Raw genomic sequence first — 12131 nt, 5'->3', positions numbered from 1 at the left:
GCAGAAGTACAGGCCGGCCCAAAGGCAAAGGGCGGAAAAGCTGTGCTTTTCCGCCCCGGCAAGCGTGAACGACTTTATTTGAGCGGCGAGGTGGCCGGATCGACCGTACCCGGGTCGCTCAATTCGCCCTCCCACTTGGCGACAACCGCGGTGGCGATGGCGTTGCCGATCACGTTGGTGGCCGAACGCGCCATGTCGAGGAAGTGGTCGATGCCCAGCAACAGCAGCAAGCCCGCTTCAGGAATGTTGAACTGCCCCAGCGTGGCGGCGATGACCACCAGCGAGGCGCGCGGCACCCCGGCCATGCCCTTGGAGGTAAGCATCAGCACCAGCATCATGGTCAGCTGGGTCGACAGCGACAGCTCGATGCCGTAAGCCTGGGCGATGAAGATGGTGGCGAAGGTGCAGTACATCATCGAGCCATCGAGATTGAACGAGTAGCCGATCGGCAGCACGAAGGCGGCGATGCGGTTGCGCACACCGAAGCGCTCCAGGCCTTCCAGGGTCTTCGGAAACGCCGCTTCCGACGAGGCGGTGGAAAACGCCAGGATGGTCGGCTCGCGCACCTCGCGCAGCAGGGCGAACACACGCGGGCCGAGGAAGATGAAGCCGGCAATCGTGAGCACAATCCACAGCACGATGATGGCGATGTAGAACTCGCCCATGAAAATGCCATAGGTGGAGAGGATGCCGATGCCGCTCTTGGCGATGATGCCCGACACGGCCGCCAGCACCGCGATCGGGGCCAGGTTCATCACATAGCCGGTCACCTTGAGCATCACGTGGGCGACGCCGTCGATGGCGTCGATCATCGGATTGGCGCGTGCGCCGACAGCGGCGGCGGCGGTGCCGAAGAACAGCGAGAAGATTACGATCTGCAGGATTTCGTTCTTGGCCATGCCGTCCACGATGGACGACGGCACCAGGTGGGTGACGAACTCCTTGAGCGTCAGGCTGGTGGTGACGATGCCCGACACGGCGCCGGCCGGCGGCAGGTGGGCCACCATGGCGTCGCCCGGGCGGAACAGGTTAACCAGGATCAGGCCGAGCGAGAGCGAGAGGATCGAGGCGATCACGAACCAGCCCAATGCCTTGGCGCCGATGCGGCCGACTTCCTTGGCGTCGCCCATCTTGGCGATGCCGACCACCAGGGTCGAGAACACCAGCGGCGCGATGATCATTTTAATCAGGCGCAGGAACAGCGTGGTCACCAGCGACATGTATTCGGCGAAGGCGGCCGGGTTGGGCGCGCTGATATTGATGACATAACCTATCACCACCCCGAGCACGAGTGCCAGCAAGATGTAGAGGGTGAGTCGATTTTTCTGGTTCATGGGCTGTGCGTCCTGTATTTGAGTCGATTCGTCGTCGAAGGGGGCTGCGGAAAGCCGGTCTCCCTGCGTTCTCGGGCAAAATAGCGGTATTTTGTGAGCGAACCAGCCAGTAATGTGATGATTTTCTTGGCAAGTTCCGCAGTATCCTAGGGGGCGCAGGTGCTGTCAAGCTCGCACTTCCCGTATCAGAACCGACGAAAAACAACATGATCGAACTAAAAAATGTCAGCAAGTGGTATGGCGAGTTCCAGGTACTGACCGAGTGCACGACCCAGGTCGGCAAGGGTGACGTGGTGGTTATTTGCGGCCCGTCCGGCTCCGGCAAATCGACCCTGATCAAGACCGTCAACGGGCTCGAACCGTTCCAGCAGGGCGAAGTGCGGGTCGACGGCATCTCGGTGGGCGACAAAAAGACCGACCTGTCGGCGCTGCGCGCGCGCATCGGCATGGTGTTCCAGAACTTCGAGCTGTTCCCGCACCTGTCGGTACGCGAAAATCTGACACTTGGCCAGACCCGGGTGCTTGGCCGCAGCCTGGAAGAGGCCACCGCCAAGGGTTTGCAGTACCTGGACCGGGTGGGCCTGCTGGCGCAGCAGGATAAATACCCGAACCAGCTTTCGGGCGGGCAGCAGCAGCGCGTGGCGATCGCGCGCGCGTTGTCGATGGACCCGATCGCCATGCTGTTCGACGAGCCCACCTCCGCGCTCGACCCCGAAATGATCAACGAAGTGCTCGACGTGATGGTCGGCCTGGCGCAGGAAGGCATGACCATGATGGTCGTCACCCACGAAATGGGCTTTGCGCGCAAGGTGGCGGGGCGCATTCTGTTCATGGACCACGGCTGCATCGTGGAAGACACGCCGACCCAGGAGTTTTTCAGTGCGCCTCGCTCCGAGCGCGCGCGCGAATTCCTGGCGCGGATCATTCACTGACGCCGGCGCTCCGCCCTCCATTAAAATAGCGTACCTGTTTCCAGAAAGCCGCCATGTCCATTACCGATACCCCCCAGAGCCTGACCATCACCCGTCCCGACGACTGGCACCTGCACCTGCGCGACGGCGCCGCGCTGGCCAGCGTGCTGCCGCACAGCGCGCGCCAGTTCGCCCGCGCCATCGTGATGCCCAACCTGAAGCCCCCGGTCACCACCACCGCCATGGCGCAGGCTTACCGCGAGCGCATCCTGGCCGCGCTGCCGGCCGGCATGCGCTTCGAGCCGCTGATGACGCTTTACCTGACCGACAACACCGACCCCGACGAAATCCGGCGCGCCCAGGACAGCGGCTTTGTCCACGCCGTCAAGCTGTACCCGGCCGGCGCCACCACCAATTCCGACGCCGGCGTGACCGACCTGACGCGCTGCTACAAAACGCTCGAAGTAATGCAGGAAGTCGGCATGCCCTTCCTGGTGCACGGCGAAGTGACCGACCAGGATATCGACCTGTTCGACCGTGAGGCGGTCTTCATCGAGCGCGTCATGCGCCCGCTGCGGCGCGACCTGCCGGCATTGAAAATCGTGTTCGAGCACATCACCACCAAGGACGCGGCCCAGTACGTGGCCGAAGCCGACGGCCCGATCGCCGCCACCATCACCGCGCATCACCTGCTCTACAACCGCAACGAGATCTTCAAGGGCGGCATTCGGCCCCACTACTACTGCCTGCCCGTGCTCAAGCGCGAGGAACACCGTCTGGCGCTGATGACGGCCGCCACCAGCGGCGACGAGCGTTTTTTTCTGGGCACCGACTCGGCCCCGCACGCGGTGGGCGCCAAGGAAACCTCGTGCGGCTGCGCCGGCTGCTACACCGCGCTGCACGCGATGGAGATGTACACCGAAGCGTTCGAGCGTGCCGGTGCGCTCGACAAGCTTGAAGCCTTCGCCAGCTTCCACGGCCCCGACTTCTACGAGCTGCCGCGCAATACCGACCAGGTCACCCTCAAGCGCGAAGCCTGGACCTTGCCGCAAACCGTGCCGATGGCCGACGCCAGCCTGGTGCCGCTCAACGGCGGTGAACAGATTAACTGGAAACTGCTGTAAGCGATGCTGTCGCAGATTGACTGGGCGCGCCCGTGGTACGACGCGGTGCGCCCCGCCTTCGCGGGCCTTCCCATCGACGTAAGCTGCGTGGCCGACGCGCTCAATGCGGCTGCCGCGCCGCTGGCGCTGGTCAACCAGCGCGGCCTGCCGCTGCGCTTCGTGCCGCAGCATGAACTGCCGGAAGGGCGCGCGTACGAAGAATTCATCGGCGCCACCGGCTGCGTACCCACGCGCGACAACCTGCACGACTTCTTCAATGGCCTGGTTTGGCTGACCTTCCCGCGCATCAAGCAGCAACTGAACGCGCTGCAGGCGGCGCAGATCGCGCTGGCCGGCGTGGGCAAGTCGCGCGGCGCGGCGCGCGACGGCGCCACCATTTTCGACGAAAACTCGGCGCTGCTGGTGATACGTGCGGGCGGCGAGGGCGAGCAATTGGTGGGCGCTCTGCGCGCGCATGGCTGGATTGAGGCACTATACGAACGGCGCGCTGCCTTTGGGATGGATGCCGAGGTCTGGCTGTTCGGCCACGCGCTGATGGAAAAACTGGTTGCGCCGCGCAAGGCGATCACTGCCCACACACGCGTGGTGGTGGCCGGCGACGATTACTTCGCGCTCGCGCACGACGAGCGGCGCGCCTGGATCGACCGCCAGGTGGCGGCCGAACTGGCAGACGAAGGATTGAGCACCGCCTGCTTCACCCCCTTGCCGGTGCTCGGCGTGCCGGGCTGGTGGGAAGGGCAGGACCACGCGTTTTACGCCGACACGACTGTATTCCGGCCCAAGCGGGCCGTCTGAGGAGATAATATGACTGAAGCGGTTCGTTGGGGAATTCTGGGCACGGGCAAGATCGCGCGCGCGTTTGCGACGGCCTTGCGCGACACGCCGGGCGCGGTGCTGGCCGGCGTGGCCTCGCGCAGCCTGGAAGGCGCGCAGGCCTTCGGCGCCGAATTCGGCGCGCTAGCTTGCTACGGTTCGTATCAGGCGCTGGCCGATGCTGACGACATCGATGTCGTCTACATCGGCACGCCGCACCCGATGCACGTCGAAAATGCCGTCATGGCGCTCCATGGCGGCAAGGGCGTGCTGTGCGAGAAACCCTTCACCATGAACCGGCGCGAGGCTGAAGAAATCGTGGCGCTGGCGCGCGAAAAGAAGCTGTTCCTGATGGAGGCAATGTGGACGCGCTTCATGCCGGCGCTGGCCGAAGTGCGGCGCATCATCGCATCCGGCGAAATCGGCACGGTGCACCAGGTGACGGCCGATTTCGGATTCGCGGGCACGCAGGACCCCTTGCACCGATTGAATAATCCGGAACTCGGTGGCGGCGGGCTGCTCGACCTGGGGATTTATCCGCTGTCGATCGCGGCCGCGCTGCTTGGGCCGGTGGCCGATGTGCAGGCCATGGCGCTGATGGGCGAGACCGGGGTCGATATCCAGACCGGCTTCACCATGAAGCATGAAGGTGGCGGCATGTCGGTGTGCAGCTGCTCGCTCAGGGCGCGCACGCCGGCGGAGCTGACCGTGTCCGGCAGCCTGGGACAGGTGCGGATGGATACCATGTTCCACCGGGCGCAATCGGTGACCGTGACCACGCTTGACGGGGCGCGCACGATTGCTACGCCTTATCTTGGCAACGGGTATGTGCACGAGGCGATGGAAGTGGGGCGTTGCTTGAAAGAGGGATTGCTGGAGAGTCCGGGAATGCCGCTCGACGAGACGCTGCATCTGATGGGAGTGCTCGATACGATCCGCGGGCAGATCGGGCTGCGGTATTCGGCGGACCGCTAACACGCCGTTCCGATATCCTCCGTCGTTCCCGCGAAGGCGGGAACCTATAGCATCTTCGCTTATCACGGGTGCTATGGGTTCCCGCCTGCGCGGGAAAGACGGTTTTTAGGCTAGCGTGAAAGATGGAATCTACACCTTCAAGAACTCCTCCTTACCACCCAGCCAGCGCGCCAGATGCGCCTCCACCACATCGTCCACCGCCTCATGAATCAGATTGTGCGCCACGTCGCGCGCCTGTTCCACCAGCCACTGGTCGGTTTCCAGATCGGCGAACCTGAGCATCGCCTGCCCCGACTGGCGCGCCCCTAAAAACTCGCCCGGTCCGCGAATCTCCAGATCCCGGCGCGCGATTTCGAAGCCGTCGGTGGTCTCGCGCATTGTCATCAAACGCTGCTTGGCGATCGGCCCCAGCGGGCTCTGATACAGCAGCAGGCACACGCTGGCGGCCGACCCGCGTCCCACCCGTCCGCGCAGCTGGTGCAGCTGCGACAAGCCAAACCGCTCCGCGTGCTCGATCACCATCAGCGAGGCATTCGGCACGTCCACCCCCACCTCGATGACGGTGGTGGCCACCAGTACCTGAACCTCGTTGGCGGTGAACGCATCCATCACCTCCTGCTTCTCGGCCGGCTTTAAACGCCCGTGCACCAGCCCCACCTGCAAATCGGGCAGCGCTTCGGCCAGCATCGCATGCGTATCGGTCGCGGTCTGCAATTGCAGCGCCTCGGATTCCTCGATCAGCGGACAGACCCAGTAAATCTGGCGTCCCTCCAGCGCGGCCGCGTGCACCCGTTCGATCACTTCATCGCGCCGGTTCTGGTCGATCGCGCGCGTGACGATCGGGCTGCGCCCCGGCGGCAGTTCATCGATGATCGACACTTCGAGGTCGGCGTAATAGGTCATCGCCAGGGTGCGTGGAATCGGCGTGGCCGACATCATCAACTGGTGCGGCGTCTTTCCGTCGCTTCCCTTGTTGCGCAAGGTGAGGCGCTGGCCGACGCCGAAGCGGTGCTGCTCGTCGACGATCACGAGCCCTAGTTTCGCGAACTGCACCGAGTCCTGGATAAGCGCATGCGTGCCGATCACCAGCTGCGCCTCGCCCGACTCCACCATCGCCGTGGCGGCCAGCTTGTCCTTTTTTTTCAGGCTGCCGGTGAGCCACGCCACCTTCACGCCGAGCGGTTCCATCCACCCGGCGATCTTGCGGAAGTGCTGGTCGGCCAGGATTTCGGTGGGCGCCATCAGGGCCGCCTGGTAGCCGCTGTCGATGGCTTGCGCCGCGGCCAGCGCCGACACCACCGTCTTGCCGCTGCCTACATCCCCCTGCAGCAGGCGCTGCATCGGATAACCGTTTTTCAGGTCGGCGCGGATTTCCTTGAGCACGCGCTGCTGCGCGCCGGTCAGCTTGAACGGCAGCTGCCCCAAAAACGCTTCCGACAGGGTGCCGATCGCTTTGAGGACCGGCGCGCCCTTGACGCGGCGTGCCCGCTGCGCGCGTTTGAGCGAGAGCTGCTGCGCCAGCAGTTCGTCGAACTTCATGCGGATCCAGGCCGGGTGCGAGCGCTCGACCAGCGAATGGGCGTCGATTTCCTGCGGCGGATAGTGCAGCAGCCGCACCGACGGCTCGAAGTCGGTCAGGTTCATTTCCTCGCGCAGCGACGGCGGCAAGGTGTCGCGCCAGTCGATGCGCTTCATCGCGTCCGCAATCGCGCGCCGCAAAATCGCCTGCGACAAGCCTTCGCCCGACGGATACACGGGTGTGAGCACGGTCGGCAGCGGCGCGCCTTCGTTGATGACTTTATAGGCCGGGTGCACCATCTCGGCCCCAAAAAAGCCATGCTTGAGTTCCGCCCGGGCGCGCACCCGCGTGCCTTCGGCCAGCTGCTTGACCTGGCTGCCGTAAAAATTCATGAAGCGCAGCAGCAGGTCGCCGCTCTCGTCGGCGATGGTGACGAGCAGCTGGCGCCGCGGGCGCAAGCTGATCTCGTTTTTCGTGACCACCCCCTCGACCTGCGACACATGGCCGCCGCGCAGGCAGGCTTCGCGGATCGACACCACGCAGGTTTCGTCCTCGTAGCGCATGGGCAGGTGCAGCACCAGGTCCATGTCGGTGTGCAGGCCCAGCTTGGCGAGCTTGCTTTCGTTGGTTTTCGGTGGTGTTTTCGGTTTGGTCGGCGGCATATTGAAGCAACTTCAGTGCGTAAGGGGGTAAAATAGAGGGTTGCCCTGCACGCGTGAGCCCTTATTGTACGGCTCTTGACCCTCTTTTTTACAAAATTAGCAGAATGTACTCGCTCTCCGACTTCGATTTCGACCTGCCCGCCGAGCGCATCGCGCAAACGCCGCTGCCCGACCGCAGCGCTTCCCGTCTCTTGCACCTGGACAGGACGACCATCGTCGACCGCCAGTTCACCGACATCGTGGGCCTGCTCGCGCCGGGCGACCTGCTGGTGATGAACGACACGCGCGTGCTCAAGGCGCGCTTTTTCGGCGTCAAGGAAACCGGCGGCAACGTCGAGGTGCTGGTCGAGCGCATTCTCGACAGCCGCACCGTGCTGGCCCAGGTGCGCGCCTCCAAGTCGCCCAAACCCGGCAACCGCATCCGCCTGGCCGACGCCTTCAACGTCACCGCGGGCGAGCGCGCCGGCGAATTCTTCACCCTCGTTTTCGATGGCGACGTGTTCGAGCTGATCGAAGCGCACGGGCGCCTGCCGCTGCCGCCTTATATTGAACACGATGCCGACGAATTCGACGAAACGCGCTACCAGACCGTGTACTCGCGCGAGCCGGGCGCGGTTGCCGCGCCCACGGCCGGCCTGCACTTCGACGAAGCGCTGCTGGCCGCCCTGAAAGCCAAGGGCGTCAACTTCGCCTACGTCACCCTGCACGTCGGTGCCGGCACGTTCCAGCCGGTGCGCGTCGAAGCGCTGGCCGATCACAAGATGCATACCGAGTGGTACACCGTGCCGCAGGAAACGGTGGACGCGGTGCGCGCCGCCAAGGCGGCCGGGCGCGATGTGGTGGCGGTCGGCACCACCAGCCTGCGCGCGCTCGAATCGGCGTCGCAGTCGGGCGAGCTGCTTGCCGGCAGCGCCGACACGGCCCTGTTCATCACGCCCGGCTACACCTTCAAGACGGTGTCGCGCCTGATCACCAACTTCCACCTGCCCAAATCGACCCTGCTGATGCTGGTGTCGGCCTTTGCCGGCTTTGATGCCATCCGCGCCGCCTATGCGCACGCCATCGCCAGCCAGTACCGCTTCTTCAGCTATGGCGACGCCATGCTGCTCACGACCGACAATAAGTAGACCAGACAAACTATGCTCGACTTTCAACTTCTCAAGACCGACACCAGCGGCCTGTCGCACGCGCGGCGCGGCCGCCTCACGCTCAATCACGGCGTCATCGAAACCCCGATCTTCATGCCGGTCGGGACCTACGGTTCGGTCAAGGCGATGTCGCCGGTCGAACTGAAGGAGGTCGGCTCGCAGATCATCCTGGGGAACACCTTCCACCTGTGGCTGCGTCCGGGTACCGAAGTGCTCAACAAGTTCGGCGGCCTGCACGGCTTCATGGGCTGGGACAAGCCGATCCTGACCGATTCCGGCGGCTTCCAGGTGTTTTCGCTGGGCGCGATGCGCAAGATCACGGAGGAGGGCGTCAAGTTCTCGTCGCCGATCGACGGCAGCAAGCTGTTTTTGTCGCCCGAGATCTCGATGCAGATCCAGCGCGCGCTCAACTCCGACATCGTCATGCAGTTCGACGAATGCACGCCGTATGAAATCGACGGCCGCCCGGCGACGTCGGTGGAAGCGGCGCAATCGATGCGCATGTCGCTGCGCTGGGCCCAGCGCTCGATGAACGAATTTACGCAGGGCGAAAATCCGAACGCGCTGTTCGGCATCGTCCAGGGCGGCATGTTCGAGAACCTGCGCGACGAATCGCTGGCGGGCCTGGAAGAGATCAACTTCCCGGGCATCGCAATTGGCGGGCTGTCGGTGGGCGAGCCGAAGGAAGACATGATGCGCATGCTGGAACACGTCGGCCCGCGCCTGCCGGCCAACAAGCCGCACTATCTGATGGGTGTGGGCACGCCGGAAGACCTGGTGGCCGGGGTGGCGAACGGCATCGACATGTTCGACTGCGTGATGCCGACCCGGAACGCGCGCAATGGCTGGTTGTTTACCCGCTTTGGCGACGTCAAGATCAAGAATGCGCGCTACAAGGACGACCAGGGGCCGCTCGACGAGAGCTGCGACTGCTACTGCTGCAAGAATTTTTCGCGCGCGTACCTGCACCACCTGCACCGCTCCAAGGAAATCCTGGGCGCGCGCCTGAACACGATCCACAATTTGCACTACTACCTGAAGCTGATGAGCGAAATGCGCGACGCGATCGACGCCGACCGTTTTCACGCCTTCCGCCTCGAATTCAACGCCGGCCGAGCCCGGGGCGTCTGAACCAGTTGCACCGTCGGCACTAATTGCCTAACCGGGGTCAGTCCCCGGTTAGGAAACATGGGGGAAATTGGCAACGCCGCCCGTGGCCGTTGAAAATTAAATAACTTTCGGCCGCTTGCAAAAATGAAGATGGCAGCCAAATAAGTCGAATTGGTTTGTCCGCAGCCTCCGGTGCTAGAATACAGCGCTGATTTTTTAACGAAACTAACCTCAATATCGGAGTCCCCGTGTTTATTTCCAACGCCTACGCGCAAGCCGCTCCCGCTGCCGCCGATACCAGTTTGATGGGCAATATGTCCACCTTCCTGCCGCTGATTCTGATGTTCGTGGTCATGTATTTCCTGATGATCCGCCCGCAGCAAAAACGCGCGAAAGAGCAGAAATCCATGATGGACGCGCTCGCCAAGGGCGACGAAGTCGTCACCGCCGGCGGCATCCTGGGCAAAGTCATCAAGGTCAACGACAGCTACGTGACCATCGAGGTGGCGAGCAATACCCACATCGTCGTACAAAAGAATTCGATCACCACGATGTTGCCAATCGGCACGATGAAGTCCCTGTAAGCCTGATGGGCGGCGCTGCGCCGCCTGCCTGCTCAACATTGAACGCTGGAACACTATGAATCGCTATCCCGTCTGGAAATACATTCTCATCGTCATTGCGCTGTTGCTGGGGGCCTTGTACACGGCGCCCAACTACTTCGTCGAATCGCCCGCGCTGCAGGTGACGACGGGCAGTTCGATCCTCAAGATCACCAGCACCACGAGCGAACAGGTCGAAGCGGCCCTCAAGGCCGTCGGCATCGCGCACGAGGGCGTGACCCTGGACGGGAATGAAAACAGTACGTCGGTGCGTGCGCGTTTCGCCACCACCGACGCCCAGTTCAAGGCCAAGCTGGCGCTTGAACGCGCCCTGAACCGCAACCCTGCCGAACCGGATTACATCGTCACCGTCAACCTGGTGAAGAACACGCCGCAGTGGATGCAGGCGCTGCGCGCGCTGCCGATGAACCTGGGCCTGGACTTGCGCGGCGGCGTGCACTTCCTGATGCAGGTTGACGTAGCTGCAACCACCGAAACCAAGATCAAGGGCATCCAGCAGAGTGTGCGCAGCCAGCTGCGCGACAAGGAAGATGCCCGCCATACCGGCATCGAGCGCGTGGGCCAGGCCATCGAAGTGCGCTTTGCCGATGCCGCCACCCGCGCCCGGGCGCGCCAGATCATTGGCAAGGAAATGAACGACCTGCTGTTGACCGACGCGGCGGATGCCAACGGCCTGAAACTGGTCGTTACGCTCAAGCTGGAAGCGCTCCAGAAGACCATCGCAGAAGGCGTCACGCAGAATATCTCGACCCTGTCCAAGCGTGTCAATGAACTGGGCGTGTCCGAGCCGATCATCCAGCAGCAGGGCCGCGACCGCATCGTGGTGCAGCTGCCCGGTGTGCAGGACGTGGCGCGCGCCAAGGATATCATCGGCCGCACCGCGACGCTCGAAATGCGCATGGTCGACGATACCGTGGTGCCGGGCACGGAATCGGCCGCCAGCATTCCGCTCACGTCCGAACTGTTCACCGACGAGACGGGCCGTCCGATCGTGCTGTTAAAGGACATCATCCTCACCGGCGACTACATCTCCAGCGCCATCGGCACCATGGACCAGAACAATCAGCCTGCCGTGAGCCTGGATCTCAATGGCGACGGTGGACGCAAGATGCGCGAAGCCACGCGCGACCGCGTCGGCAAGCGCATGGCCATCCTGCTCAAGGAAAAAGGCAAATACAACGTGCTGTCGGCGCCGGTCATCAACAGTGAACTGGGCAGCCGCTTCCAGATCACCGGCATGGGCACCCCGGAAAAGGCTAACGAACTGGCGCTGCTGCTGCGCTCCGGCGCCTTGTCGGCGCCGATGGAAATCATCGAAGAACGCGTGATCGGCCCGCAACTGGGCGCCGAGAACATTGCCAAGGGCCTGTACTCGACCGTGTACGGCTTCGCCGCGATCGCCGTTTTCATGATCCTCTACTACCACATGTTCGGCTTTTTCAGCGTGATCGCGCTGGCCTCGAACCTGCTGTTCCTGCTGGCGATTCTGTCGTGGATGCAGGTCACCCTGACCTTGCCGGGCATTGCCGCGATCGCGCTGGCGCTGGGTATGGCAATTGACGCCAACGTGCTCATTAACGAGCGTATCCGCGAGGAGCTGCGCGCCGGCGAGACGCCGCAAAAGGCGATCGCCGCCGGCTTCGACCGCGCCTGGGCCACCATTTTGGACTCCAACGTGACCACCCTGATCGTCGGTATCGCGCTGCTGGTGTTCGGTTCCGGTCCGGTGCGCGGCTTCGCCGTGGTTCACTGCCTGGGTATTTTGACCTCGATGTTCTCGTCCGTGTTCGTCTCGCGCGGCGTGGTCAATCTCTGGTACGGCCGCACCAAAAAGCTCAACAAAGTCTCGATCGGTACCGTCTGGACTCCTGGCCTGTCGGTCACGAAACAATAAGCACTTACTACAACAGGA

The 12131-nt window shown here is 63.4% G+C and carries 10 protein-coding genes; 8 read left to right on the top strand and 2 right to left on the bottom strand.

Features of this window, described 5'->3' with window-relative positions; translation table 11 throughout:
• Positions 1–74: 74 nt before the first annotated feature.
• Positions 75–1334 (bottom strand): dicarboxylate/amino acid:cation symporter, encoded by a 1260-nt coding sequence (locus tag RBA40_RS20840; protein ID WP_306649661.1) that lies wholly within the window; start codon positions 1332–1334, stop codon positions 75–77.
• A gap of 206 nt (positions 1335–1540) precedes the next feature.
• On the opposite strand from RBA40_RS20840, the gene RBA40_RS20835 reads away from it, so the two are divergent.
• The 4 genes from RBA40_RS20835 to RBA40_RS20820 are packed head-to-tail and all read left to right on the top strand — an operon-like array spanning position 1541 to position 5157.
• The gene (locus tag RBA40_RS20835; protein WP_306649659.1) at positions 1541–2266 is read left to right on the top strand and encodes an amino acid ABC transporter ATP-binding protein; all 726 of its coding nucleotides are present in this window, start codon (positions 1541–1543) and stop codon (positions 2264–2266) included.
• A gap of 53 nt (positions 2267–2319) precedes the next feature.
• Positions 2320–3369, top strand: a complete 1050-nt coding sequence (gene pyrC, locus RBA40_RS20830) for a dihydroorotase (RefSeq protein ID WP_306649658.1) — start codon at positions 2320–2322, stop codon at positions 3367–3369.
• Positions 3370–3372: 3 nt separating this feature from the next.
• On the top strand, positions 3373–4164 hold the full coding sequence (locus RBA40_RS20825) for a DUF3025 domain-containing protein (protein WP_306649657.1): 792 nt from the start codon (positions 3373–3375) through the stop codon (positions 4162–4164).
• A gap of 9 nt (positions 4165–4173) precedes the next feature.
• Complete coding sequence (locus tag RBA40_RS20820) at positions 4174–5157, top strand: Gfo/Idh/MocA family protein (RefSeq protein WP_306649656.1); 984 nt, start codon at positions 4174–4176, stop codon at positions 5155–5157.
• A gap of 129 nt (positions 5158–5286) precedes the next feature.
• Here RBA40_RS20820 and recG read toward each other — a convergent pair whose 3' ends face one another.
• Positions 5287–7338, bottom strand: coding sequence for an ATP-dependent DNA helicase RecG (gene recG, locus RBA40_RS20815; protein WP_306649655.1), 2052 nt, complete (start codon positions 7336–7338; stop codon positions 5287–5289).
• A gap of 104 nt (positions 7339–7442) precedes the next feature.
• Here recG and queA point away from each other — a divergent pair, with 104 nt between their 5' ends.
• The 4 genes from queA to secD all read left to right on the top strand — a co-directional run bounded on the left by queA (position 7443) and on the right by secD (position 12113).
• Positions 7443–8465: a tRNA preQ1(34) S-adenosylmethionine ribosyltransferase-isomerase QueA gene (gene queA, locus RBA40_RS20810; RefSeq protein WP_306649654.1), complete on the top strand. Its 1023-nt coding sequence runs from the start codon at positions 7443–7445 to the stop codon at positions 8463–8465.
• A gap of 12 nt (positions 8466–8477) precedes the next feature.
• On the top strand, positions 8478–9617 hold the full coding sequence (gene tgt / locus RBA40_RS20805; protein WP_054265073.1) for a tRNA guanosine(34) transglycosylase Tgt: 1140 nt from the start codon (positions 8478–8480) through the stop codon (positions 9615–9617).
• A 227-nt stretch (positions 9618–9844) separates the two neighbouring features.
• A complete protein-coding gene (gene yajC, locus RBA40_RS20800) occupies positions 9845–10180 on the top strand; it encodes a preprotein translocase subunit YajC (protein WP_306628306.1) in 336 nt (111 codons plus the stop codon).
• 55 nt (positions 10181–10235) lie between these two features.
• Positions 10236–12113, top strand: coding sequence for a protein translocase subunit SecD (gene secD, locus RBA40_RS20795; protein ID WP_306649653.1), 1878 nt, complete (start codon positions 10236–10238; stop codon positions 12111–12113).
• Positions 12114–12131: the final 18 nt, after the last annotated feature.

The organism is Massilia pseudoviolaceinigra, from assembly GCF_030846505.1.
Lineage (GTDB): Bacteria > Pseudomonadota > Gammaproteobacteria > Burkholderiales > Burkholderiaceae_D > Telluria_A > Telluria_A violaceinigra.
Note: the sequence above shows the minus strand (reverse complement) of the source record. Positions and strands in the feature narration are given on the sequence as shown.

Bases quoted from the DNA above. Each gene is read 5' to 3' on its own strand.
- RBA40_RS20840 (WP_306649661.1), bottom strand. From the start codon at position 1,334: ATGAACCAGAAAAATCGACTCACCCTCTACATCTTGCTGGCACTCGTG.
- RBA40_RS20835 (WP_306649659.1), top strand. From the start codon at position 1,541: ATGATCGAACTAAAAAATGTCAGCAAGTGGTATGGCGAGTTCCAGGTA.
- pyrC (WP_306649658.1), top strand. From the start codon at position 2,320: ATGTCCATTACCGATACCCCCCAGAGCCTGACCATCACCCGTCCCGAC.
- RBA40_RS20825 (WP_306649657.1), top strand. From the start codon at position 3,373: ATGCTGTCGCAGATTGACTGGGCGCGCCCGTGGTACGACGCGGTGCGC.
- RBA40_RS20820 (WP_306649656.1), top strand. From the start codon at position 4,174: ATGACTGAAGCGGTTCGTTGGGGAATTCTGGGCACGGGCAAGATCGCG.
- recG (WP_306649655.1), bottom strand. From the start codon at position 7,338: ATGCCGCCGACCAAACCGAAAACACCACCGAAAACCAACGAAAGCAAG.
- queA (WP_306649654.1), top strand. From the start codon at position 7,443: ATGTACTCGCTCTCCGACTTCGATTTCGACCTGCCCGCCGAGCGCATC.
- tgt (WP_054265073.1), top strand. From the start codon at position 8,478: ATGCTCGACTTTCAACTTCTCAAGACCGACACCAGCGGCCTGTCGCAC.
- secD (WP_306649653.1), top strand. From the start codon at position 10,236: ATGAATCGCTATCCCGTCTGGAAATACATTCTCATCGTCATTGCGCTG.